At 71.2% G+C, this 22617-nt stretch carries 22 protein-coding genes; 9 read left to right on the forward strand and 13 right to left on the reverse strand.

All coding sequences use genetic code 11. The features are described 5' to 3' along the window. From HW577_RS04405 to fabI, 8 genes are all read right to left on the reverse strand, one after another. Window positions 1-209: hypothetical protein (locus tag HW577_RS04405; RefSeq protein ID WP_198374854.1), on the reverse strand; the 209-nt coding region annotated here is incomplete at its 3' end. Further along, window positions 206-1120 (reverse strand): hypothetical protein, encoded by a 915-nt coding sequence (locus HW577_RS04410; RefSeq protein WP_198374855.1) that lies wholly within the window; start codon window positions 1118-1120, stop codon window positions 206-208. The genes HW577_RS04405 and HW577_RS04410, both read right to left, overlap by 4 nt. A gap of 86 nt (window positions 1121-1206) precedes the next feature. Then, entirely contained in the window at window positions 1207-3516 is a 2310-nt protein-coding gene (locus tag HW577_RS04415) for a DUF3141 domain-containing protein (protein WP_198374856.1), read from the reverse strand. Between the two features lie 50 nt (window positions 3517-3566). After that, on the reverse strand, window positions 3567-4769 hold the full coding sequence (locus HW577_RS04420) for an acetate/propionate family kinase (protein WP_332837422.1): 1203 nt from the start codon (window positions 4767-4769) through the stop codon (window positions 3567-3569). Beyond that, a complete protein-coding gene (locus HW577_RS04425; protein ID WP_332837424.1) occupies window positions 4766-6184 on the reverse strand; it encodes a bifunctional enoyl-CoA hydratase/phosphate acetyltransferase in 1419 nt (472 codons plus the stop codon). Before HW577_RS04425 ends, HW577_RS04420 begins: the two co-directional genes overlap by 4 nt. Beyond that, window positions 6181-6831 (reverse strand): 3-oxoacid CoA-transferase subunit B, encoded by a 651-nt coding sequence (locus HW577_RS04430; RefSeq protein ID WP_198374857.1) that lies wholly within the window; start codon window positions 6829-6831, stop codon window positions 6181-6183. Before HW577_RS04430 ends, HW577_RS04425 begins: the two co-directional genes overlap by 4 nt. A gap of 1 nt (window position 6832) precedes the next feature. Continuing rightward, window positions 6833-7489, reverse strand: a complete 657-nt coding sequence (locus tag HW577_RS04435) for a CoA transferase subunit A (RefSeq protein ID WP_198374858.1) — start codon at window positions 7487-7489, stop codon at window positions 6833-6835. Window positions 7490-7492: 3 nt separating this feature from the next. After that, complete coding sequence (gene fabI, locus HW577_RS04440) at window positions 7493-8320, reverse strand: enoyl-ACP reductase FabI (protein ID WP_419956573.1); 828 nt, start codon at window positions 8318-8320, stop codon at window positions 7493-7495. Window positions 8321-8507: 187 nt separating this feature from the next. Here fabI and HW577_RS04445 point away from each other — a divergent pair, with 187 nt between their 5' ends. The 9 genes from HW577_RS04445 to HW577_RS04485 all read left to right on the forward strand — a co-directional run bounded on the left by HW577_RS04445 (window position 8508) and on the right by HW577_RS04485 (window position 17753). Beyond that, a complete protein-coding gene (locus tag HW577_RS04445; RefSeq protein WP_198374859.1) occupies window positions 8508-9572 on the forward strand; it encodes a zinc-dependent alcohol dehydrogenase family protein in 1065 nt (354 codons plus the stop codon). A gap of 59 nt (window positions 9573-9631) precedes the next feature. Then, the gene (locus HW577_RS04450) at window positions 9632-10312 is read left to right on the forward strand and encodes an NIPSNAP family protein (protein ID WP_198374860.1); all 681 of its coding nucleotides are present in this window, start codon (window positions 9632-9634) and stop codon (window positions 10310-10312) included. A gap of 58 nt (window positions 10313-10370) precedes the next feature. Further along, the gene (locus tag HW577_RS04455; RefSeq protein ID WP_198374861.1) at window positions 10371-10835 is read left to right on the forward strand and encodes a YybH family protein; all 465 of its coding nucleotides are present in this window, start codon (window positions 10371-10373) and stop codon (window positions 10833-10835) included. 97 nt (window positions 10836-10932) lie between these two features. After that, on the forward strand, window positions 10933-12498 hold the full coding sequence (locus HW577_RS04460) for an EAL domain-containing protein (protein WP_198374862.1): 1566 nt from the start codon (window positions 10933-10935) through the stop codon (window positions 12496-12498). Between the two features lie 51 nt (window positions 12499-12549). Then, on the forward strand, window positions 12550-13653 hold the full coding sequence (locus HW577_RS04465; protein ID WP_198374863.1) for a glycosyltransferase: 1104 nt from the start codon (window positions 12550-12552) through the stop codon (window positions 13651-13653). Continuing rightward, on the forward strand, window positions 13653-15116 hold the full coding sequence (locus tag HW577_RS04470; protein ID WP_198374864.1) for a glycosyltransferase family 39 protein: 1464 nt from the start codon (window positions 13653-13655) through the stop codon (window positions 15114-15116). Before HW577_RS04465 ends, HW577_RS04470 begins: the two co-directional genes overlap by 1 nt. A gap of 47 nt (window positions 15117-15163) precedes the next feature. Next, window positions 15164-16102 carry a protein-methionine-sulfoxide reductase catalytic subunit MsrP gene (gene msrP / locus HW577_RS04475; RefSeq protein WP_198374865.1) on the forward strand — a complete coding sequence of 313 codons (939 nt, stop codon included), beginning with the start codon at window positions 15164-15166 and terminating at the stop codon, window positions 16100-16102. 1 nt (window position 16103) lies between these two features. After that, window positions 16104-16373, forward strand: coding sequence for a tubulin-specific chaperone D (locus HW577_RS04480; protein WP_198374866.1), 270 nt, complete (start codon window positions 16104-16106; stop codon window positions 16371-16373). Between the two features lie 3 nt (window positions 16374-16376). After that, entirely contained in the window at window positions 16377-17753 is a 1377-nt protein-coding gene (locus tag HW577_RS04485; protein WP_198374867.1) for a sigma-54-dependent transcriptional regulator, read from the forward strand. Between the two features lie 3 nt (window positions 17754-17756). On the opposite strand, the gene HW577_RS04490 is transcribed toward HW577_RS04485, so the two are convergent. The 5 genes from HW577_RS04490 to HW577_RS04510 form a co-directional block, all read right to left on the reverse strand. Continuing rightward, window positions 17757-18770 (reverse strand): Bug family tripartite tricarboxylate transporter substrate binding protein, encoded by a 1014-nt coding sequence (locus HW577_RS04490; RefSeq protein WP_198374868.1) that lies wholly within the window; start codon window positions 18768-18770, stop codon window positions 17757-17759. Window positions 18771-18837: 67 nt separating this feature from the next. Next, window positions 18838-19101: a hypothetical protein gene (locus HW577_RS04495; protein ID WP_198374869.1), complete on the reverse strand. Its 264-nt coding sequence runs from the start codon at window positions 19099-19101 to the stop codon at window positions 18838-18840. Between the two features lie 77 nt (window positions 19102-19178). Further along, complete coding sequence (locus HW577_RS04500; protein ID WP_198374870.1) at window positions 19179-19616, reverse strand: NUDIX domain-containing protein; 438 nt, start codon at window positions 19614-19616, stop codon at window positions 19179-19181. Beyond that, window positions 19613-20668 (reverse strand): DUF4340 domain-containing protein, encoded by a 1056-nt coding sequence (locus tag HW577_RS04505; protein WP_198374871.1) that lies wholly within the window; start codon window positions 20666-20668, stop codon window positions 19613-19615. The genes HW577_RS04500 and HW577_RS04505 overlap by 4 nt, the downstream gene beginning before the upstream one ends. A gap of 10 nt (window positions 20669-20678) precedes the next feature. Beyond that, window positions 20679-22616 carry a GldG family protein gene (locus tag HW577_RS04510; RefSeq protein WP_198374872.1) on the reverse strand — a complete coding sequence of 646 codons (1938 nt, stop codon included), beginning with the start codon at window positions 22614-22616 and terminating at the stop codon, window positions 20679-20681. Window position 22617: the final 1 nt, after the last annotated feature.

The following is a 22617-nucleotide window of genomic DNA, read 5'->3' on the forward strand; positions in this document are numbered from 1 at the left end:
GCGAGCCGCCGCGCGGTTAGCAGTGCGCCGGCGGCGCCGACGGCCACGCCTGCGGCGGCGAGCAGCAGTGCGGCCATCGGCGCGCCGCTCGCGGTCTGCGCCGCGGTGAGCGCCAGCGCCCCGAGCATGAACAGCGCCACCACCACGACGAGGCCGCCGAGAAGCAGGGGCAGGCTGGCCCCGCCGGGCGTGCGCTGACCGTCGCTCATTCGCTTCGCTCCGCATGGGCGAGCAGCGCCGCCGCGTCCGCTTCGTCCATCGCATCGAGCGCCGCCGCCGCGGCTTCCGCCGAACTCGCGCCGAGCCGCTTGGCCACCGCCGCATAGGCCGCCAACTGCGTATCACGTGCGGCATCGAGGCCGAGCGCGTGCGCAGCATCCGTCGGCGGGGGCAGCGTCCTGAGCAGCGCGATGCGTGCGGCGTGGGACGCGACCGCGGCGGCATCCGGCTGCCCCGCCGCCGCCAGTTCCCGTGCGAGCCGCCGGGCGAGCGGGATGCCGAGCGCCGGTAGGGTGCTGGCGAAGAGGTCTGCCTCCCTCGCAAGGCGGCAGGCGAGGTCCGGGGCCTCTGCCTCCTCCCAGGGCCAGGTGGTGCCGAGGATGATGCGGCCGATCTCGGTTCGGCCGTGCACGTCCACGCCGCAGGATGCCGCCACCTCGTCGGTGGCGGCGGCGGAGCGGCGTTCGAGCTGGCCGCGCGCACCGCCGACGGAGCCGTCATGCAGCAGGTCGTGCCCGGCCATGGCGGCAACGGCGCGTGCCGCGCCGCGGGCATCGAGCAGGCCGAGCCGCCGTGCCGCGCCGGCGAGCCAGCCCATGGCGAGGATCGCCTCTGCCTGGTGATGGCGGTCGTGATAGGCGGGCTCCCGCCCGGGCGCGAAGGACGTACCGTGGCGCTCGACCATGCCAGCCAGGGCCAGCGCCGCGCGACCTTCCGGCGTCATCGCCGCGTCAGGGCCGGCCGCATCGTGCAGTGCCTCACGCGCCGCAGCCTCCACCGCCGGATCACCTGCGCGGCGCGCAAGCAGGAAAGCCTCCGCGGCCGCGAGCGCACGCGACGGCGATCCCTCGTCGATCGCGAGTCCGATCACGCGCGGTGCGCTGCCGGCAGGCGTGCCCATGGCCTCCGTCGAAGGCGGTCCCGTGCAGTCTAGACCGGGCGATGCGGTGACAGGGAAGTCCCTGCGTCACACCCCGCGCGTTCGTGTCAGGCGACGGCGGCGGCCTTCGGGCCGAGGCCGAGCGTCGTGCGCATGCGCCCGAGCATCTCCCGGGCCTTGTCGCCGAGTTCCTCGTCGGGCCCTGCGACATGCTCGACGGCGGCCAGTGCCTTCCGCCGCTCGGCGGCCGAGGGCAGCAGCTTCGGCAGGGCGGCGAGCGCTTCCTCCCGCATCAGGGTGACGATCACTGTCTGCTCCCGGATCACGGCCTGGCGGGCGCCGGCGCTCATGCCGACGAAGGGCGCCTCGGTCGTCAGCAGTGTGTTGGACCGCGCGAGCCGCGACCGACGCACGCCGCCGCGCGCATCGGCCAGCAGGATCATCATACGGATCACCGCTTCGGCATAGCCGCCCGAGGCGACCCGCGCGCGCGCCTCGCCGTGATGCGCGGGCTCGACGGACACGGAGCGGCGGGCGGCCTCGGCCTCGGCGGCCGTGTCGTCGCCGGTCACGCCGACGGCCGCGAGCCCGCCATAGATCGCGTGGAAGGCTGTTTCCATCCAGCCGTCGCGCATGTCGCGCCAGGCGTCGAGGCTGCGTTCGACCCCATCCGCCCAGGCTGTCTCGAGCGCTACGAAGGGATTGTCGGCCGCAGCCGGGGCACGGTGCTGGCGCGCCATGTTGGCCATGGCGCGCACCGGCATCATGAACGGGTTCATGTCGCTGAACATGTAGCGGCGCGTGCGCATCGGGCTGAGCTGCCGGCGCGCCTCCGCCCCGGCCTCGGTCGCCATCTGGCGCACGAGCGGGGAGACCAGCACGTCATACAGGTGCTGGTTCATCTCGGAGATCTTGGCGACGGCCGGGAAGGCTTCGTTGCTCGCCTCGCCCGAGAGGGTGCGGATATCAGCGATCTTCCGCTCGACGAGTTCGACCTGCCATTCCTCATTGGCGCCGGACCCGCCATGGCCGGTGATCATCATCTCATAGAGGCCGGGCGCGACCGCCTCGATCATCTCGAGCGTCGTCGCGATCTCGCTGTGCTCCTTCTTCGCCACCGCGCCGGAGACGAAGATGCCGAGATGCCCGATCTGGTCGTGCACCAGGTAGACGATGGTCTGGCCGAGCGACTTGATCTCCTGCTCGTCGCGATAGACGTCGGCGATCCAGCGCAGCGCCTGGCCGGGCGGGGTAATGTTGTCGCCGGCCGAGGCGAAGACGATGACCGGCGCCTTGACCTCCCGCATGTTGAAGGTCTCCCCGCCGCCGGAGGCGATGGTGCCCGAAGAGAAGCGGTTGCCGATAAAGAGGTTGTCGACGATCCAGCGGATCTCGTCGCTCGTCATCAGGAAGTAGCCGCCCCACCAGCGCTCGAATTCCAGGAAGCGGTCGGCCTCGCTGTCCACCTTGGAATAGAGGTCGAAGTATTTCTTGAACCAGGTGTTGCCGGGCGAAAGGCTCTCGAAATTCGCGACCAGCGAGGCGCCGTCGAACTTGCCGTTGCCCAGGTCCGCCATCAGCGCCGCAGGCCAGCCGCCGCCGGCGAGGCCGCCCAGGTAGCGCATCGGGTTGCGCCCCTTCTCGCCCGCCCAGTAGGAGAGTGGCGCGCCGTTGAGCACCAGCGCGCCGACGGCATCCGGCGCCGCGGCACCCAGCATCATCGTCGCCCAGCCGCCCTGGCAGTTGCCGATCACGACCGGCTTCGGCGCCTTCGGATGATCCTCCGCGATGCGGGTGAGGAAGGTCGCCTCGGCTGCCGTGACGTCGAGGATCGTCTGCCCCTTCTCCGGCTCGCGGAAGAAGATGACGAAATAGACCGGATGGCCGCGGCGCAGCGCGACGCCGACCTGGCTGTCCGACTTGAAGCCGCCGATGCCCGCGCCATGGCCCGCGCGCGGGTCGATGATGACGAAGGGACGCAGCTTCGCGTCCGTCGCCGGGTAGTCCGCCGGCGGCACGATCCGCACCAGCGCGTAGTTGACCGGGCGCGGCAGGGTGCGCCCGTCCACCACCGTCTCGAAGTCGAAGACCAGCACTGGCGGGCAGCCTGCACGTTCATGCTCGACGAAGTTGTTCCCTGCCTCTCGCATCACGTCCCAGAACAGGATCAGGCGCTGCGCGGCATCGGTCGCGTAGGCCTGCGCATCCTGGGCCAGCGCGGCCGGCGTGCGGGCAAATCGCGCCGCGAGATCCTTCGCGGCCTCGCTCGCCGCGGCGCCGGGGCCGGCGGGCATGAAGGTCGCGGCGTGGCGGCCCGTCACGTCCGTCAGGGCGCGCACCTGATCGAGGACGCGTGCCGTCGTTTCGGCGGCTTTCTCGAGCATTTCACGGGCCGGCGAGGAGGGCAGGGGGGGCATGGCGGAAACTCCCGTCTCTCCCGCTCTTCTGCGCCCGGCGGCAGGGCGGTTCAAGCCCTATTGCTGCGCCGCAGCACGTCGAGGACATGCCGGGCGATCATCCCTTCCTCATCGGTCTGGCGCACCAGCACGCGGGTCGTCGCGCCGGGGGGCGAGATATCCGGCGCGTTGGCGGCGTTACGGTCCGGATCGACTGCGATGCCGAGAAAGCCGAGCCCCTCGCACACCCGTGCCCGAATGCCGCGCGCGTTCTCCCCGATTCCGGCGGTGAAGACGAGCGCGTCGATGCCGCCGAGTGCTGCGGCCAGCGCGCCCACCTCCCGCCGCACGCGCCAGCAGAAATGCGAGAGCGCCTGCGCGGCCCGCGGGTCGGCGCTCGCCTCGAGGTCGCGCACATCCTGGCTGATGCCGGACATGCCCTTCAGCCCGGCGTTGCCATAGAGAAGCTTCTGCACGTCCTGCAGCGCCATGCCTGCCGTGCCGAGCAGGTGGAGCAGTACGCCCGGATCGATCTGCCCGCTGCGCGTGCCCATCGGCACGCCATCCAGCGCCGTGAAGCCCATGGTGCTGTCCACGCTCCGCCCGCCATGCATGGCGCAAAGCGAGGCGCCGTTGCCCAGATGCGCGACGACGATCCGCCCGGCGGCGAGCGCGGGGTCCTCCTGCGCCAGGCGGCGCGCGATGTACTCGTAGGACAGTCCGTGGAAGCCGTAGCGCCGTATGCCGCGCGCGTAGAATTCGGGGGGCAGGGCGAAGGTGTCGGCCTCCCACGCATGGGCGCGGTGGAAGGCGGTGTCGAAGCAGGCCACTTGCGGCACGCCGGGGAAGCGTTCCGCCGCCGCGGCGATGCCGGCGAGGTTGTGCGGCTGGTGCAGCGGCGCGAGGGGGGCGAGTTCGTGCAGCCGCTCCATCACCGCGACATCCACCAGCACCGGCGCGGCAAAGTCCGGCCCGCCATGGACGACACGGTGCCCGATGGCGGCGACGCGGCGCCCCGCCAGCACGCCGTCCAGCCAGTCGATGATGACGCCGAGCGCGGCGCGGTGGTTCGCCGGCGCCCCGCCATCGTCCCAGCGGCGGTCCGCCAGCCGCGCGCCCGCGGCATCCTTCGCCACGAAGTGCGGCGCCGCGCCGATGCCCTCGACCTGCCCGGCGAAGCGCGCGACCGGCGTGGCCGCGGCTTCGAACAGCTCGAACTTGATCGATGAGGACCCCGCATTGAGGACGAGAATCGCCTCGCCTTCGGCGATCACGTCTCCATCTCCGCCAGCCGCGACCTGCCGGTGCGCCGCCAATGGCCGTAGAGCACCGCGAGCGCCGAGGACATCAGCCGCGCATGCTCGTCATCTGCGCGGCTGGTCAGCATGACCGGCACCTTGGCGCCGAGCACGATCCCGCCCGTATCGGCCTGGGAGAGAAAGACGAGCTGCTTCGCCAGCATGTTGCCCGCTTCGAGGTTCGGCGCGATCAGCACGTCCGCCCGGCCGGCGACGGTCGAATGGATGCCCTTGGTGCGTGCCGCCTCCAGGTCCACGGCATTGTCCATGGCGAGCGGCCCGTCCACGAGCCCGCCCTTGATCTGTCCGCGCTCCGCCATCTTGGCGAGTGCGGCGGCATCGACCGTGGAAGGGATCGCTGGGTTGATGGTCTCGACGGCCGAGAGGATGCCGACGCGCGGCTCCACGATGCCGATGGCGCGCGCCAGGTCGATTGCGTTCTGCACGATGTCCGCCTTGGTCATCAGGTCGGGCAGAATGTTGATGGCCGCGTCCGAGATGATCATCAGCCCTTCATGGCCGGGGATGTCGAGCACGAAGGCGTGGCTGATGCGCCGCCCGGTGCGCAGCCCGCCATCGGATTTGGTGACGTGGCGCAGCACCTCGTCGGAATGGATGTTACCCTTCATCACCGCCTCGGCGCGGCCTTCATGCACCAGGCAGACGGCGCGGGCGGGGGCGTCATGCGCATCGGCCACCGGCTCGATCGCCACACCCGCGAGATCCCAGCCGATCTTCGCGGCGGCCGCGCGGATCTCGGCCTCAGGCCCGACGAGGATCGGCGCGATCAGCCCTTCCTTGGTCGCTTCCCAGGCGCCGCCGAGCGAATTCTCGTCGGTCGGCGCGGCGATGGCGGTCGGCATCGCGGGCAGGCCGCGGCAGGCCTCCAGCAGGCGCGAGAACTTGCCACGCGGCACCAGGGTGAGTTCCGGGATCGCGACCCCATCGGTCACGATCCGATTTTGCGGTGGGCTGATTTCCGCCGTGCCGTCGGCGACGAGCGCGCCATTCTCCTTCTCGAGCCGGCAATCCATCACCAGCATGTTGCCCGGCAGCTTTTCCCGCACCGTGACGGTCGCGATCACCGCTTCCCCGGCCTGCACCCGGTTGTGGAAACGCAGCGTCTGCGAATGGTAGACGGTCCCGGGACCAGGCAGGTGGTTGCCGAACACGGCGGAGAAGAGCGAGCCGCACCACATGGCCGGCGCGACCGGCGCGCGGCCTGTCTCCTGCTCCGCCTCGCCCGGGATGTGCACCGGGTTCAGGTTGCCCGAGGCATGGGCGAAGACGATCAAGTCGTTCGGCGTGCAGACCCGTGTGATGCTGGCGCTCTCGCCTTCCTTGATGTCGTCCCAGGACCGGCCGACGAGCGCGGGGGCGGTGATCGTCACAGGGGCATCTCCGGAATGGTGTCGGGCAGGATGAGCGGGGCAGCGGTGGCAGCCAGGATCTCCTCCACCGCCACGCCCGGCGCGCGTTCGCGCAGCACGAGGCCATCGGCGGTCGGCTCGATCACGGCAAGGTCCGTGACGACGAGGCTGACCGGCCGCGCGGCGGTCGGCGGCAGCGTCAGTTCGGGCACGATCTTCGCCTCCCCCTTCGCCGCATGTTGCATGGCGACGACGACGCGCTTCGCGCCGGCGACGAGGTCCATCGCACCGCCCATGCCGGCGACCATGCGCCCCGGGACCTTCCAGTTCGCGAGCCTGCCCTTGGCATCGACCTGCAGCCCGCCCAGGACCGTCATGTCCAGGTGCCCGCCGCGGATCAGCGCGAAGGAGGTCGCGCTGTCGAAGGCGAAGGCGCCGGGCAGGGCGCTGATGAAGCCGCCGCCGGCGTCCGTCAGGTTCGGATCCTCCATCCCCTCGGGCGGCCGGGCACCGAAGCCGATGATGCCGTTCTCGCTCTGGAAGGCGACGAGCATCCCTTCCGGCACGTAGCGCGCCACCAGGGTCGGCAGGCCGATGCCGAGGTTGACCAGCGTGTTGTCGCGCAACTCGCGCGCGACGCGGCGCGCGATGATCTCCTTCGCATCCATCTCACTGCGGCCTTTCGACGAGGTGGGTCACGAGGATGCCGGGCGTACGGACATGGTCGGGCGGGATGACGCCGATCGGCACCACCTCGTCCGGCTCGGCGATCACGATGTCGGCCGCCATGGCCATCACCGGGTTGAAGTTCTGCGCCGTCAGCCGATAGGTCAGGTTGGCGTAGTAGTCCGCCTCGTAGCAGTGCAGCAGCGCGACATCGGCGCGCAGCGGCGTCTCGAGCAGGAAGTCGCGGCCATCGACGGTCACGACCTGCTTGCCCTCCGCCACGCTGGTGCCGAGGCCGGTCGGCGTCAGCACGCCGCCCAGGCCCGCGCCGCCAGCGCGGATGCGCTCGGCAAGCGTGCCTTGCGGGACGAGGTCCACTTCCATCTCGCCAGCCAGCATCTTCTGCTGCGTCACCGGGTTGGTGCCGATGTGGCTGACGATCACCTTCGCGACGCAGCCCGCCGAGACCAGCTTCCCGATGCCGAGGTCCGGCCGTCCCGTGTCGTTGCCGATCACCGTGAGGCCCTTCGCCCCGCGCGCCACCAGCGCGTCGATCACCCGGCGCGGGGATCCCACGCCGAGAAAGCCGCCGATCATCACGCTTGCCCCGTCCGGGACCAGCGCGGCCGCTTCCGCGGGCGTGAGAGCCTTGCGCCGCATCGGTCAGGCCACGTTGTGCAGGCCGGCGTCCACGTAGATCGTGTCGCCCGTCATGCCCGAGGACGCGCCACCCACCAGGAAGGAAACGACGCGCCCGACCTCCGCGATGTCCACAAGCCGGTGCTGCGGGGCGCGTTCCTGCGCCATCTGCACCAGTTCGTCGAATTGCGCGATGCCGGAGGCCGCTCGGGTCTTGAGCGGGCCGGGGGACACGGCGAAGGCGCGGATTCCCCTCTCGCCCAACTCTGCCGCGGCGTAGCGGACGGACGCTTCCAGCGCCGCCTTCACCGGTCCCATCAGGTTGTAGTTCCCGACCACCTTGTCGGCGCCGTAGTAGGACATGGTGACCAGCACGCCGCCCTTGTCCATCAGCGGTTCGGCAAGCTTCGCCATGCGCAGGAAGGACCAGCAGGACACGTGCATGGCCTGCGAGAAGCCTTCCGGGCTGCAATCCACGACGCGCCCGTGCAGGTCTTCCCGCGGGGCGAAGGCGATGGAGTGGATGACGAAGTCGAGCCGGCCCCACTCCTTCGCGATGCGGTCGAACAGCGCTTCCAACTGCCCGGGCTGCTGCACGTCGAGCGGCGCGACGATGTCGGCCTGCAGTTGCTCGGCCAGGGGGCGGACATACTTCTCCGCCTTCTCGTTCAGGTAGGTTACGGCCAAGTCAGCGCCGAAGGCGCGCAGCTTCACCGCGCAGCCATAGGCGATCGAGTGCTCGTTCGCGACGCCGACGACGAGGCCGCGCTTGCCCTTCAGCATATCACCCACGCGGCTGCCCGGGTCCCAGACGGTCGGCAGGGGATCGATCGGTCGGGCTTGCTCGGTCACGGGCGGTCTCCAGTTGGCGGTGGCCGAGCGATGGCATGCGAGCCGCCGGCCCCCGTTGACCTAGATCAGATCGGACCATTCCGCAGCAGAAGAATTGTGCGTTGCAACAGGAACGGCATGGGACGCGCCCGCTTGCCTGCCGCTCGCGTGCGGTCGAAGGTTTCGCCCGATAGGGGAGGAACGCCGCATGAAGGGCATCGTCTTCACCGGGGACCGGAAGATCGAGTTGATGGACTTCCCCGACCCGACACCCGGGGAGGGCGAGGTGGTGCTCGAGATCCGCGCCTCCGGCATGTGCGGCAGCGACCTGAAATTCTACCGCGCGCCGGGCGGGCCGGGCCGGACGGCGGCCCTGGGCCTCGGCGCGACATCCGGGCCGATCATCGCGGGGCACGAGCCCTGCGGGGTCGTCGTCGCGGTCGGCCGCGGCGTCCCTGCGAACCAGGCCTGGGTCGGCATGCGCGCCATGCAGCACCATTACCGCGGCTGCGGCGTCTGCCCGCACTGCAACACCGGCTGGATGCAACTCTGCGTGGAAGGCGTGAAGGAGGTCTATGGCGTGACGGGCCACGGTGCCCATGCACGCTACATGAAGTGCCCGGCGCGCACGCTGGTCGAACTGCCCGAGGAATTGTCGTTCGAGACCGGTGCGGCGATTTCCTGCGGCACCGGCACGGCGTGGGGCGCGCTGCAGCGCATGGGTCTCATGGGCGATCAGACCATCGCGGTGTTCGGCCAGGGGCCCGTTGGACTCTCGGCCACGCTGCTCGCGGCCAGTATGGGCGCGAGGGTCATCGCGCTCGACACCTCGGCCGATCGGCTGGCGCGCGCGAAGGAGTTCGGCGCGGACCTGCTGATCAACCCCGCCGAGACCAACGACGTGCTCGGCGCGATCAAGGCCGCGACGTCCGGCCTTGGCGCGCACGCCTCGCTCGATGCCTCCTCCAACCCGCTCGCGCGGCGCCAAGCGGTGCAGTGCGTGCGCACCTGGGGCAAGGCGTGCTTCGTGGGGGAGGGCGGGGACGTCACCCTCGATGTCAGCCCGGACCTGCTGCGCCGGCAGGTGACGCTGATCGGGTCCTGGACCTTCTCGACCGTCGGGCAGCTGGAATGCGCGCGCTACGTGGCCGAGCGCGGCGTGCCGGTGGCGCGCCTGTTCACCCATCGCTGGCGGCTCGAGCAAGGGGAGGAAGCCTATACGCTGTTCGACCGGCAGAGCGACGGCAAGGGCGTCTTCCTGCCCGCCGCCTGAGGCTTGCGCCCCCGCGCGCCGCGGCCGAAGGTGCCGCGCGCGCTTGAAGAGGACACGCGATGTACATCGAGCACCGGCAGTATACCTTCCACCCCGGCAAGCAGCCGCAGTGGATCGAGGCCTTCGGGAACTACGGCTTCCCCTCCTCGGTCCGCACGCTCGGCGCGCCCTCCCTCGGCACCTTCACGGCCGAGGTCGGTCCCATCAACCGCTTCGTCTTCATGCGGGGCTGGGACGACATCGACACCCGGGACGCCGGCATCGCTGCGCGCGAAGCCGACCCCCAATGGGCCGAGTTCAAGAAGGCGTCCGCCGGCTGCCTCATGGCGCAGGAGGTGAAGTTCCTGAAGCCGACCTCCTTCTCCCCCATCCAGTCCGCGAAGGATTTCGCCTTCAAGCGGGAGATCGGCGGGACGGGCATGATCGTCGACCACCGCACCTACGATTTCCACCCGGGCAAGATGCCGCTCTGGCTCAAGGCCTATGAGGAGCTCGGCCTGCCGGTGCAGAAGCGGCTGCTCGGCCAGTTGCTGATGTTCGGCGTCACCGAGATCGGGCCGATCAACCAGGTCGTGTTCTGCTGGCTCTATGAAGGCTTCGGCGATCGCGACCGGCGCCGCTCGGCCATGGCGAACGACCCGCAATGGCAGGAATTCGGCAAGGTGGTCGGCGGCCTCGGCGCGCTGAAGCAGCAGACCGTCATGGCGCTGAAGCCGACCGCCTTTTCTGTCGTGAAGTGAGGCGGCACGCGGGCGGGCTTCGGTCCCGCCCGGACCGCGCAAGCCTGGGCAGCACTCCATGAACCTTCCGATCCCCGAGGCTGGCACCGCGACGCGGGCGGAGATCCTCGACTGGCTCGACCGCTTCGCGGCTTGCGTCCGGGATGTCGACTTCAAGTCGGCCTATCCCTTCTGGCACGACGACATCGTCATCTTCGGCACCTTCCAGGAACTGGTCCGCAGCCGGCAGGCCTGGACCGATACGCAATGGTCGAATGTCTGGCCGCGCACGAAGGATTTTGCCTTCGACCTCGGCAATACCGAGGTGCTGGCCTCCCCTGACGGCGCGATGGCCGTTGCGATCACGCCCTGGACCAGCACGGGCTGGCATCCGGACGGACGGGAATTCGACCGGCCCGGCCGCGCCACGATCGTGCTGATCCGCCAGCCCGACGGGCGCTGGCTCGGCGTGCACAGCCACATGTCGCTCGGCCGTGGCGTGCCGCAGGACAGCCACGGCGCGCGGCCGATCAAGGCGCGCTGAGCGACAGCCCGCGTGAATTCACACCTCGGCCAGCCTGGCTTCATTCCCGCTTAAGGCCCTGCGGCGAGGATGCGCTTCAGCCCTCGAAGCAGGCCCCATGTTGGATACGCCCCGCCCGCCGGAAATCTCGGCCGCCGACCGGTTCCTGACCTTCGCCTTCGCGGCGGCGGAACTGCTGGTCGAGACGGATGCGCATGGGCGGATCACCTTCGCCGAGGGCGCTTTCCGCGCGCGCTTCGGCAAGCCTGGCTCGGACTTCATCGGGCGCAAGGTCACGGAGCTCGTGGCGCGGGAACTCCGCTCCGGCCTCGGGACGGCGCTCGAATTGCTGGCCGCGACGGGGCGGCTTCGGCCGACCGCGATCCGCCTTTCGGATTCGGGACGGGCGCCCTTCAGCATCTCGGGCCTCGCCGCCCCGGGCCGCGCCGGACGCTTCTGCCTGACCCTCGCGCCCCTGCCGCATGAATTGCCTGGCGGGCCCATGCCCGGCGGGCCGGGGCTATCCCGGGCGGCGGAGGACCTCATGCGCGCGGGGGATTCGCCCGGCGCTGTCACGCTCATCGAACTCACCGGGGATGGCGGGCCGATCGCCCCGCGGGCCGAGCTCGCCGCGCGCATCCAGGAAGCGCTCGCGCAGGGCGGCGGCGTGGGTTCGGTCGCCGCGGATCTCGGTGCCGGGCGCTACGGGCTGCTCAAGGGCGATGCCATGCCGGACCTGGGCGCACTGGCCAACCAGGTGGCCGGGCTGCTCGCGCGCCACGGCTTGCCGGGACGGGTCGGCACCCGCGCGCTCCCGCTCGGTGACCAGGGGCTGAACCCGGTCCAGGCCACCCGTGCGCTGCGCTTCGCGCTCTCCGCCTTCGCTCGGGGGGGGGAGGCCGAGCTCGCCAAGGCGGGCTTCGCCGGCGGCCTTGCCGGCTTCGTCGCGAGCGCGGCCGAGCGCGCCGCAGGTCTCCGACGCACCATCGAGGATCGGCGCTTCCGCCTCGCCTTCCAGCCGATCGTCCTGCTCGCCGACCGCACGCCGCACCATTACGAGGCGCTACTGCGCCCCATTCCGACCCCCGGCACGCCGTTCGACCAGGCTTCGGAGTTCATCGCGCTGGCCGAGACGGTGGCACTGTCGGAGGACCTGGACTGGGCGGTGGTCGAGACGGCCTGCGAGGCGGCCCGCGCGGCGAGCGGCGCGCGAATCGCCTGCAATCTCTCCGGCCTCTCGCTGCAATCCCCGCCCTTCCGGGAACGGCTCTGCGCCATGCTTGCCGCGATTCCGGAAGTGGCCCGGCGGCTGCTGGTCGAGATCACCGAGACGGCGGAGATCGAGGACGAGGCGGAGGCGCGCCGCACCGTGGACGCGCTGCGCGAACTCGGCCTGCCCATCTGCATCGACGATTTCGGCGCCGGGTCCGCAGCCTTCCGCTACCTCCGCGCCTTCCGGGTGGATTTCGTGAAGGTCGACGGGACCTATGTCGCGAATGCCCTCGAAAGCGAGCGCGACCGCGGGTTCATCGCCGCCATGGTCGATCTTGCCCGCGCCGTCGGCGCCCAGGTGGTGGCCGAGCGCATCGAGACGGAGGCCGAGGCGGCCCTGATGCGCGACCTCGGCGTCGCCTTCGGCCAGGGCTACCTGTTCGGCCGGCCGGGCGCCCTGCCGGGCCGCTGACCGCGCCTGGCGCTTGCCCTTCCGCGCCGGCCGGCGCAGGAAGCGGCGGCCATGACCGAGCCCGCCCCGCCGCGCCTTGCCGTGGTGATCCCCTGCTACAACGAGGCGCCCAATGTCGCGCCGATGGTCGCGCGCCTGGACGCCGCACTCTCGGGCATCGCCTGGGAAGCGATCTTCGTCGACGATGACAGCCCGGACGGGACGGCAGTGCGTGCCAAGGCCATCGCGGCGCGCGACGGCCGCGTGCGCTGCATTCGCCGGATCGGTCGCCGCGGCCTCGCCTCGGCCTGCGTCGAGGGCATCCTGTCGACCGCGGCACCGTTCGTGGCGGTGATCGACGGCGACCTCCAGCACGACGAGACGATCCTGCCGCGGATGCTCGAGGCGCTCGAATCGGGCGCGGCGGAGATCGCGGTCGGCAGCCGCAATGTCGAGGGCGGCGAGATGGGGGAGGGTCTGTCGTCGGCCCGCCGCCTCGTCTCCAATGCCGGCGCGGCGCTGGCCAATGCCGCGCTGCCGGTGCGCGTCGCCGATCCGATGAGCGGGTTCTTCGCCCTGCCGCGCGACCTGTTCGAGGAACTGGCGCCGCGCCTGACCGCCACTGGCTTCAAGATCCTGCTCGACATCCTGCTCTCGGCCGGGCGGCCGCTGCGCGTGGCGGAAATTCCCTACACCTTCCGTGCGCGCGAGGCAGGGGAGAGCAAGCTCGACGCCACCGTGCTGCTGGAATTCGGCGGCCTGCTCGCCGACAAGGCGCTGGGCGGCATCGTTCCGCTGCGTTTCATGGCCTTCGCGCTCGTCGGGGGCATCGGCGTGCTGGTGCACCTGGCCGTGCTCGGCCTTCTGCACGGGATCGGGCCGCTGGGCTTCGGGGCGGCGCAATGGGCGGCGACGCTCGTCGCCATGACGGCGAACTTCCTCCTCAACAACCGCATCACCTATCGCGACCGGAAATTGCGCGGGCCGCGGCTGCTGCGCGGGCTGGTCCTGTTCTACGTCGTCTGCGGCATCGGGGCGGTTGCCAATGTCGGCATCGCCGGGCTGCTGGTGCGCGACGGCGTCGCGGGCTGGGGCGTGGCGGGCGCGGCGGGGGCGGCGCTGACGGTGGTGTGGAACTACGCGGTTTCCTCGACGCTGGTCTGGCGGCCCCGCTGATGGGCTGGTTGCTGGCGCTGGCCGCGCTGACGCTGCTGCGCCTGTGGCTCGGCGCGATCCTGCCGCTGGCGCCGGACGAGGCCTATTACTGGGTCTGGTCGCGCGGGCTGCAGGGCGGCTACCTCGACCATCCGCCGATGGTCGCTCTCTTCATCCGGGCGGGCACGGCGCTGGTCGGCGAGACGCCGCTCGGCGTGCGCCTGCTGGGGCCGCTTTCGCTCGCGCTCGGTTCGGTGCTGCTGGCGCGCGCGGCGGAGGACCTGTTCCCCGGCCGCCGCGCCGGCCCCTGGGCGGCGGCGCTGCTGAACGCGACGCTGCTCGCCGGCGTCGGCGCCATCGCCATGACGCCGGACACGCCGCTGCTGTTCTTCTGGACGGCGACGATCTGGGCGTTGGCGCGGCTGCACGCGACGGGTGATGGCCGCTGGTGGCTCGCCACGGGCCTGTTCGCCGGTGGTGCGCTGGCCAGCAAGTACACCGCGGCGCTGCTGGGCCTGGGCATCGTGCTCTGGCTCCTGGCCGACCCGGCCATGCGGCGCTGGCTGCTCCGCTGGCAGACCTGGGCGGGCGGGGCGCTGGCGCTGCTGGCCTTCGCGCCGGTCATCGCCTGGAACGCCGCCAATGGCTGGGCATCCTTCGCCAAGCAGGGCGGGCGCGCCGGCGACGGGGATGGCGATATCGGGGATGCGCTGCGCTACCTCGGCGAACTGATCGGTGGGCAGGTCGGGCTCGCGACGCCCATTGTCTTCCTGCTCTGCGCTGCCGGCGCGGTCGCGGCCGGGCGGGAGGCCTGGCGGGCGCGGGACCGGGCGGCACTTCTGCTCGCCGCGCTGGTGCTGCCTGGCGCGGCGATCTTCCTCTGGCAGGCGACGGGCAGCCGGGTGCAGGGCAACTGGCCGGCGATCCTCTACCCCGCCGCCGCCATCGCCGCGGCGGCGTTGCTGGCCGGGCCGCGCTGGCTGCGGCTGCGCGTGCCGGCGCTGGTGCTGGGCGGGGCCATCACCGGGGCAGTCTATCTCCAGGCCGCCGCTGCGCCGCTGCCGCTGCCGCGCGGGGCCGACCCGACCCTTGCGCGCCTCGGCGGCTGGGACGCGTTCCTGGAGGATGTCGAGACCGCCGCGACGGCGCAGGGTTCGGCCTTCGTCGCGGCCGAGGAGTATGGCCTTGCCTCCGTCCTCGCCTTCGGGTTGCCGCCGCAGCGTGTCGTGGTGGCCATGGACGCGCGCTGGCGGCATTTTTCCCTGCCCGCGCCGCCCAGCGGCGTAACCGGCCTGCTGGTCCGCAGCGAAAGACGAGGGCAATGGCCGCCCAACTGGCCCGGGGCGGAACCCATCCCGGGCGAGGCCGGTCGCCTCGTCCGGCGGCGTGGGGCGGTGGAGGCCGAGGCCTATCGCCTCTGGCGCGTCGCCCCGGTGCCGGGCGAGCCCCCCGCCGCGATCCTGCCGCGGCGTGGAGGAGGTTGAAACGGCGGGGAAAAGCCCGACCTTCCGGGCAGGATGGAGTAACGCCGATGCCGATCCGCATTCCTCGCGGCTGGGAAATCCCCGAAAGCCGCGTCACGCCGGAGCACCTGGTGTTCGGGCGCCGCAAGGCGATGACCCTGGGCGCGGCCCTCCTCGGCGTGGCGCCCGCGGCCCTCGCGCAAGGCACGCTCGCCCCGCTGCCGGCCATGCGCAACACGCGCTACGCGCCGGGCCGCGACATCACGGCCGAGCGGGAAGCCACGACCTTCAACAACTTCTACGAATTCGGCAGCCACAAATCGATCAGCCGGGAGGCGCAGCGTCTGCCGCAGCGCCCCTGGACTGTGAAGGTCGAGGGCATGGTGGAGACGCCGCGCGAATTCGGAATCGAGGACCTGCTCGGCTCCATGCCGCTCGAGGAACGCGTCTATCGCCTGCGCTGCGTCGAGGCCTGGTCGATGGTCGTGCCCTGGACGGGGTTCCCGCTCTCGGCGCTGCTCGATGTGGTCAAGCCGCTCGCCTCCGCCCGCTATGTCGTGTTCGAGACGGCGGCCATCCCCTCCGTGATGCCCGGCCTTCGGCAATCCTGGTACCCCTGGCCCTACATCGAGGGCTGCACCATCGCCGAGGCCGCGAACGAGTTGTCCTTCATGGTGGTGGGGGCCTACGGCAAGCTGCTCGCGCCGCAGAATGGCGGCCCCATCCGCTTCCACCAGCCCTGGAAATACGGCTTCAAGGCCGGCAAGAGCCTGGTGCGCATCACGCTGACGGACCGTCGCCCCGTGTCCTTCTGGGAACGGATCCAGCCGCAGGAATACGGCTTCTGGGCCAATGTGAACCCCGAAGTGTCCCATCCGCGCTGGAGCCAGGCGAGCGAGCGGGTGATCGGCACCAACGAACGCATCCCGACCAGGCTGTTCAACGGCTATGGGGATTTCGTGGCGGACCTTTACACCGGCCTCAGGAACGAGCGACTCTGGGCCTGATATGGTCCTGAAGACGATTGCCCTGCTGTTCTTCGCCGCGGCGCTGATGGTCGCGCTGACCCTCGGCGCCTGGTGGCCGCTCGGCGCCATGCTGTTCCGGATCAACCCGGCGGCGTTGAACAGCTTCCAGGCGGGCGTGCAGCGATACCTCTTCCCCGAACTCTGGGACGGGCTGTTCGTGCCGTTGCTCAACATGCCGGCGTGGGTTCTTCCGGCCTTGCTTGGCGCCTGCTTCCTGCTCGCCGCGGCGCTTCGCCCGGGCCGGGGCTGAAGGATGCCGCAGGCGCGGCTTCTGCTCGTCGAGGACACTTTCTCCCTCGCGACGCTCTATCGCGAATACCTGCGCGGCGAGGGTCACGCGATCCAGCATGCCTCGACGCTCGGCGCGGCACGCGAGGCGTTGGAGGAGCGGCCGCCCGACGCCGTGCTGCTCGACCTCCGGCTGCCGGACGGGGACGGGCTCGGGCTGCTTGCGGAAATCCGTGCCTCACCCAATCCACCGCCGGTGGTGGTGATGACGGCGCATGGGTCCGTCCCGGTCGCCGTCGAGGCGATGCGCGCCGGCGCTTCAGACTTCCTCGTCAAGCCCTTTCCCGCCGAGCGCCTGGTCGTCACCGTCGCGAACGTGCTTGAACGCGCCGCGCTGCGGCGGGAGGTCGCAACGCTTGCCGCCGGCGCACCGCGCGCCGGCTTCGCCGGGTTCATCGGCGCCGCGCCTGCGATGCAGACCGTCTACCGCATCCTGGAGAACGCGGCGCCGTCCCGCGCCACCGTCTTCGTGACGGGCGAAAGCGGCACCGGCAAGGAACTCGCGGCGGAGGCCGTGCATGCGCTCTCGCCGCGCGGCGGCGGGCCCTTCATCGCGCTCAATTGCGCGGCGATCCCGAAGGACCTGATCGAAAGCGAGATCTTCGGCCATGTCCGTGGCGCCTTCACCGGCGCGGTCGCCGACCGGCCGGGCGCGGCGCGGGCGGCCGATGGCGGCACGCTGTTCCTCGACGAACTCTGCGAGATGGACCTCGCGCTGCAGGGCAAGCTGCTGCGCTTCATCCAGACCGGCAGCTTCGTTCCGGTCGGTGCGAGCAAGCCGCTGCGCACCGATGTCCGCTTCGTCTGCGCGACCAATCGCGACCCACTCGAGGAAGTGCGGGCCGGCCGCTTCCGGGAAGACCTCTACTACCGCCTGCATGTCGTCCCGGTTGCCTTGCCGCCGCTGCGCGAGAGGGGCGAGGATGTGATCCTGCTCGCCGACGCCTTCCTGGCCCGCAGTGCGGCGGAGGAAGGCAAGCGCTTCGCCCGCTTCGCGCCCGATGCGCTCGCGCTGCTGCGCGCGCATCGCTGGCCTGGCAATGTGCGGGAACTCGAAAATGCCATCCGCACCGCCGTCGTTCTGCATGATGCGGAGGAAGTGACGGCCGCCATGCTGCCCGTCACGGTCCATGGCGGCGTCGTGCCACCAGCGGCAGCGCCAGGCGGGCGCGCCAGCGACCCGGCGCGCCGCATCCGCCCGCTCGCCGAGGTGGAGCGGGAAGCGATCGAGGATGCGGTGCGCCTGTGCGGCGGCAATATCCCGAAGGCGGCCGCCTTCCTCGGCGTCAGCCCCTCCACGCTCTATCGCAAGCGTGAAGCCTGGGCCGGCCAGCGCGGCTGACGGCTATTCGATCCGCGCGCCCGAGATCTCCACCATTCGCTGCCAGCGCGGGATCTCCCCGCGGATCATCTGCGCCGCGGCGGCCGGGCTGTCGCTGAGCACGATGCCGTAGCCGAGCGGGCGAAGGCGTTCGACGAATTCCCGCTGGCGCGCGACCGTCTGCACGGCCTCGAACAGCCGCTGCACCACGGGCGCGGGGGTGCCACCGGCCACCGAGACGACGTTCCAGTTGATCAGCGAATGATCGCCCAGGCCGAGGTCGGCGAAGGCCTTCATGCCCGGGACATTGGGCAGGATCGGCAGCGGGTCGGCGGAGGAGACGGCAAGCGCCTTGAACTTCCCGCTTTCGACATGCGGCATCAGCGCCGGCATCACGTCGAACATCATGTCGATCGTGCCCGCGAGCAGGTCGTTGATGGCCGGCCCGCCGCCGCGATAGGGCACGTGCAGGATCTTCGCCTCGGCGAAGCGGTTGATCGCCGCGATGTTGAGGTGGGAGGAAGTGCCCGAGCCCGAGGAGCCCATCCGCACCTGTTCCGGATTGGCGCGCGACCATTGCACAAGCGCGCGGAAATCCGTCCAGCCCCGCGTCTGCGCCGTCTGCGCGTTGACGACGCAGAGCAGGGCGCCGTCGGTCAACTGCGTGACGGGCAGCAGGTCGCGCTGCGGCTCGAAGGGCATGCGCGCATGCATGAACTGCGCGGCGCACCAGGTGGTGGCGCTGAGCAGCCCGAGGACGCTGCCATCCTTATCGGCCTTCGCGATGGCATCGGCGCCGATCAGGCCGCCCGCGCCGGCACGGTTCTCGACGACCACCGTCTGGCCGAGCGCGGGACCGAGCCGTTCGGCGAACAGGCGGCTGGTGATGTCGACCGCGCCACCCGGCGGGAAGGGGACGATGACGCGCACGGTCCGCCCGCCCGCGACGGTCTGCGCGCGCGCCGCCGCCGGCACGGCAATGACGCCCGCCGCGCCGGCAAGAAGGATGCGGCGCCGGATCGGGGATGCCTCGGTCATGCTGCGGTCTCCGGCCTTGCTGTTCGGCGCAGCCTGCCGTGCCGGAGACGTGTAGGGAAGGGGCGCGTCAGCGGCAGCGGCAATTCCCGCCCACGTCGGAGCGCAGGTTCTGCCGCACCCAGGTGACGCCGTCGGGCTGGAAGTCGAAGGACGGGCCGATGATGCAGATCTCGGAATGGCCGCGGCCGCTCTGCATCTGCGACATGGTCGCACGCTCGACCATGATGCGGTTGTTGACGCAATAGACGGTGGCCGGCGTGCTTTGCGCCATGGCTGTCGGCGCGGCTGCGCTGGCGAGGATTGCGAGCATTGCGGCAAGGCGCTTCGTCATGGTCGCGGTCCTCTGGTGAACATGTCGCAGCAGCCTGCGGCGTTCCGGGTCGCGCGGCAAGCTACCGGCGCGTGTCGTCACGCGCGCGAAAGAACCGCCTTGGCCGCGGCGATGGCGCGATGCGTTTCGGGCGTGAGGTCGAAGGCCGGAAGGTCGGCGGGCAACGCCCAGGCGACGGCGGCGACGTCGTCCGCCGCAACCGCATCGCCGCTCATCCATTCCGCGGCGAAGTCGATGATCGTGTAGTGATAGAGCGCACGGCCTTCGGCATCGCGCGTTATGGCATCCACCACGATGGCGAGTTCCATCCGGCCGACCTCGATGCCGGCTTCCTCGCGCAATTCCCGGCGTGCTGCCTCCTCCGCGCGTTCGCCAACATGCTGAGCGCCGCCGGGCAGGGACCACTTCCCCATGCGCGGCGGCTTGCCGCGCTGGACGAGCAGAACCGCATCGCCCTTGAACACGATGCAGCCGATGCCGACCCAGGGCCGGTCGGGATATTCGCGGCCCGTCACTGCGGGCGGGGCGGGTCGGCGGGCGTCTCGGCCTCGGGTGCCTCGGCCGGGGCTTGCTCCTGCGGGCGGAGCTCGGCCAGCGTCGGAGCGAAGGCCTTCTCCTTCCACTGGCCGACCTGATAGGCCCAGCCGCGCCAGCGGGCGTTGAGCCGCGCGGCCTCATCATCGCCCTCTGCGGCGAGCGTCACCCAGATCGCCTCGCCATCTTTGCGCGGCCGGACCACGACGGCGAGGTTGTCGGTCAGCTCGAAGCGCGTCTGGCCGAGCGGCGTTCCGGGAATGTCGGCTTCGAGCCGGACATCCAGGAAGGTCAGGAATTCGAAGGCGCGGGCGACCTCGTCCAGCGTCGCCTCTTCGGTCGGCGGGGCATCGGCCGGCGTGGTCACGGCGAGGCGCCCGTCCGGGCCTTCTGCGCGCGTCAGTTCCAGCGCGGGTTCGCCCGTGCGAGCGACCGAAACCCGGCGCACGCGCTCCCGCGGCAGGTTGGCGATGTCGCGGTCGATCCAGAGCTGCTGGTCGGCATCGACCGGGATGCGGCCTTCGGCGAGCCAGGCCTGGTTCTCCGCCGGGCGGCGCACATAGGCGCTTTCCGGCACGTTGCCCTGCGTGCGCACGCGCCGCCGGCCGATGACCAGCTCCGCGATCGGCGCGCCCTGCGCGTCCAGCACGCGCAGCAGGGTGGATGTCGCGCCCGCGCGCGCGGGATCCTCGAGCCCCAGCCGGTCGAGCAGGTCGGGGTTCGCGGTGCGTGGCTCGGTCAGGCGGAGTTCGGTCAGGCCCACAAGTAGCTCGCGCACCTTCTCCTGCCGCACCGGATAGCCGCCGCGCATTGGCAGGACCCAGGTCTCGCCGCGGCGGGCGATCTCGATCGCGCCGTCATGGCGGCGTGCCTCGATCCGCGCCGCACCTTGCAGGCGCTGGGCGAGGCCGGGGAAGGCGAGCTCCGCGGAAGCCGGGGAGGGCGGCGGCGGCGTGCCGGGGCGCAGCAGAAGGGCGCCGCCGATGGTCGCGGCGGCTCCGCCGCCGAGGAGAAGCAGCATGCGACGATCCATCACCGCCTCCTCAGGCCCGCGCCGCGGCGCGCCGGCGCGCGCGCGCCACGCCGAGGCCGATGGCGAACAGCGCCAGCAGCAGCGGCACCCCGGCGATGTTGACGATGCGCAGCCAGGTCTCCATCCCCTCGATGTCCCGGCGGAGGTCGAGCTGCACGGCGCGCAGCTGCTGCCGCGTCTGCAGGATCTGCGCGCGCGCCGCATCGATCTCGGCGCGCTGCTCCGGCGTGATGACGGCGCTGGACTGCCCTTGGCCCTGCTGGCCCTGGCGCAGTTCACGCAGCCGGCGCTCGGTCTGCTGGAGGCGCTCGGTCAGCTCGCGCTCCGTCTGGCGGAAGCGGGCATCGGCGTCACGGCGGATGTCCTCCACCACCGTGAAGGGGCGGAGCGATTCGCCGCGGGATCGCAGCGAGATCAGCGCATCCCCGCCCGAGAGCGTGTCGACCAGGTTCGCCACGAGCGCGCCATTATCGCTGATTGGGGTCGCCACCTGCTGGCCGAAGAAGTCCTGCACGCGGACCCAGTAGCGATCTTCCAGCACATCGGCGTCGGCGAAGACGACGAAGTTCGCCGGGCCGCTGCTGCGCGCGATATGGGCGGGGAAGCCCTCCGGTCGCTCGGCGCCTTCCGGCGGGGCCGGCGGGCCCTCGGGGAAGGCGGAGGCGACTTCGCCGCGGATGCGCGCGGCGATGGTCCGCCGCTGCCCGTCCGGGCGGAACTCGGCCAGGATGCGGGCGGGTTCGGGGTTCTCCCGCACGCGCTCAACATTGGCGCGCATGCTGCGCTCGCTGCTGCGCAGCAGCGGCACCATCTCGACCGTTGCGCCGTCCCGCAGGCGCAGCCAGCCGGGGGAGGCGACGGTCACCTGGTTCAACTGCGCCGTCGCGACTTCCGCGTCGCTGATGGAATCGCCCTGCAGGTTGTACCAGGCGACATAGTCCACGGCCTGCACGCGGTCCGTCGGACTCGCGCGCACGCGCCAGGCGCCGCGCAGGTCCAGGACCACGCCATCCGTTGGCGCTTCCACCCCCCAGGCGTTCAGCAGCCGATCGAGGTTGGAGGAGGTGGCGGCAGGCGGCCGCCCGCCCGCGCCCGCGCGGCCCGCCTGGCCTTCGGAATGCGGGTCGACGAATGCGATGAGCTTGCCGCCGCGCATGACGAACTGGTCGATGGCGTAGAGCGTCGCGTCGGGCAGGTTCTGCGGGTGGATGACCAGAAGCACCTGGATGTCGGGCGCGATCACCTGCGCATCCAGCGCGACATCCTGGACGGTGTAGAATTGCCGCAGCGTCTGCATCACGGCGTAGGGCTGCGCGGCCGGGTTGCCGCGCATCATCATCATCATGCGCGGGTCGCCGTTCACCGGCAGGCTGGACATCACGCCGATGGCCGGGCGGCGCGGGTTGGACAATTCGTAGACGAGGCGCGTCAGGTCGAATTCCAGGAAGCGCTCGCGCTCGGGCTGGAAGAAGGGGATGGTGCGCTCGTCGTCCAGCAGGTTCAGCCCCGCCAGGCCGAAGTAGATCTGCTCGCCGGACTGGTCGACCGGCACGCCCTGCAGGCCGAAGGCGAGCGCACGGTCCTCGGTCTCGCTGAAGGGCTCGGGGTCGAAGACCTCGAGCCGCACGCGCCCGCCGGAGACGGCGACATATTCCTCGAGCATCGCGCGCACGCGTTCCGCATAGGCGCCATAGGCCGGCACCGCGGTGCCGAGCCGCCGCGAATAGAACAACCGGAGCGTTACGGGGTCCGTCAGCCCCTGCAGCACGGACCGCGTGCCGTCCGACAGCGTGTAGAGCCGCTGCTGCGTCAGGTCGATCCGCGCCCGCGGCGCGAGCCGGTCGACCAGCATGTTCACGCCTATGGCCAGCAGCGCTGCGGCGAGCACGCCGAGCGCCGAGGACCAGATCCGGCGCGTGCCAGGGCGGGGTGTCTTGGTGCCGCTCATC

This window comes from Neoroseomonas rubea, from assembly GCF_016106015.1.
Lineage (GTDB): Bacteria > Pseudomonadota > Alphaproteobacteria > Acetobacterales > Acetobacteraceae > Neoroseomonas > Neoroseomonas rubea.

What these genes read in the sequence shown, in the direction of transcription:
- HW577_RS04495 (WP_198374869.1), bottom strand. Translation starts at nt 19,101, where the DNA reads ATGACGAAGCGCCTTGCCGCAATGCTCGCAATCCTCGCCAGCGCAGCC.
- HW577_RS04470 (WP_198374864.1), top strand. Translation starts at nt 13,653, where the DNA reads ATGGGCTGGTTGCTGGCGCTGGCCGCGCTGACGCTGCTGCGCCTGTGG.
- HW577_RS04510 (WP_198374872.1), bottom strand. Translation starts at nt 22,616, where the DNA reads ATGAGCGGCACCAAGACACCCCGCCCTGGCACGCGCCGGATCTGGTCC.
- HW577_RS04505 (WP_198374871.1), bottom strand. Translation starts at nt 20,668, where the DNA reads ATGGATCGTCGCATGCTGCTTCTCCTCGGCGGCGGAGCCGCCGCGACC.
- HW577_RS04445 (WP_198374859.1), top strand. Translation starts at nt 8,508, where the DNA reads ATGAAGGGCATCGTCTTCACCGGGGACCGGAAGATCGAGTTGATGGAC.
- msrP (WP_198374865.1), top strand. Translation starts at nt 15,164, where the DNA reads ATGCCGATCCGCATTCCTCGCGGCTGGGAAATCCCCGAAAGCCGCGTC.
- HW577_RS04485 (WP_198374867.1), top strand. Translation starts at nt 16,377, where the DNA reads ATGCCGCAGGCGCGGCTTCTGCTCGTCGAGGACACTTTCTCCCTCGCG.
- HW577_RS04410 (WP_198374855.1), bottom strand. Translation starts at nt 1,120, where the DNA reads ATGGGCACGCCTGCCGGCAGCGCACCGCGCGTGATCGGACTCGCGATC.
- HW577_RS04480 (WP_198374866.1), top strand. Translation starts at nt 16,104, where the DNA reads ATGGTCCTGAAGACGATTGCCCTGCTGTTCTTCGCCGCGGCGCTGATG.
- HW577_RS04455 (WP_198374861.1), top strand. Translation starts at nt 10,371, where the DNA reads ATGAACCTTCCGATCCCCGAGGCTGGCACCGCGACGCGGGCGGAGATC.
- HW577_RS04465 (WP_198374863.1), top strand. Translation starts at nt 12,550, where the DNA reads ATGACCGAGCCCGCCCCGCCGCGCCTTGCCGTGGTGATCCCCTGCTAC.
- HW577_RS04490 (WP_198374868.1), bottom strand. Translation starts at nt 18,770, where the DNA reads ATGACCGAGGCATCCCCGATCCGGCGCCGCATCCTTCTTGCCGGCGCG.
- HW577_RS04435 (WP_198374858.1), bottom strand. Translation starts at nt 7,489, where the DNA reads ATGCGGCGCAAGGCTCTCACGCCCGCGGAAGCGGCCGCGCTGGTCCCG.
- HW577_RS04430 (WP_198374857.1), bottom strand. Translation starts at nt 6,831, where the DNA reads ATGGATGCGAAGGAGATCATCGCGCGCCGCGTCGCGCGCGAGTTGCGC.
- HW577_RS04460 (WP_198374862.1), top strand. Translation starts at nt 10,933, where the DNA reads ATGTTGGATACGCCCCGCCCGCCGGAAATCTCGGCCGCCGACCGGTTC.
- HW577_RS04450 (WP_198374860.1), top strand. Translation starts at nt 9,632, where the DNA reads ATGTACATCGAGCACCGGCAGTATACCTTCCACCCCGGCAAGCAGCCG.
- HW577_RS04415 (WP_198374856.1), bottom strand. Translation starts at nt 3,516, where the DNA reads ATGCCCCCCCTGCCCTCCTCGCCGGCCCGTGAAATGCTCGAGAAAGCC.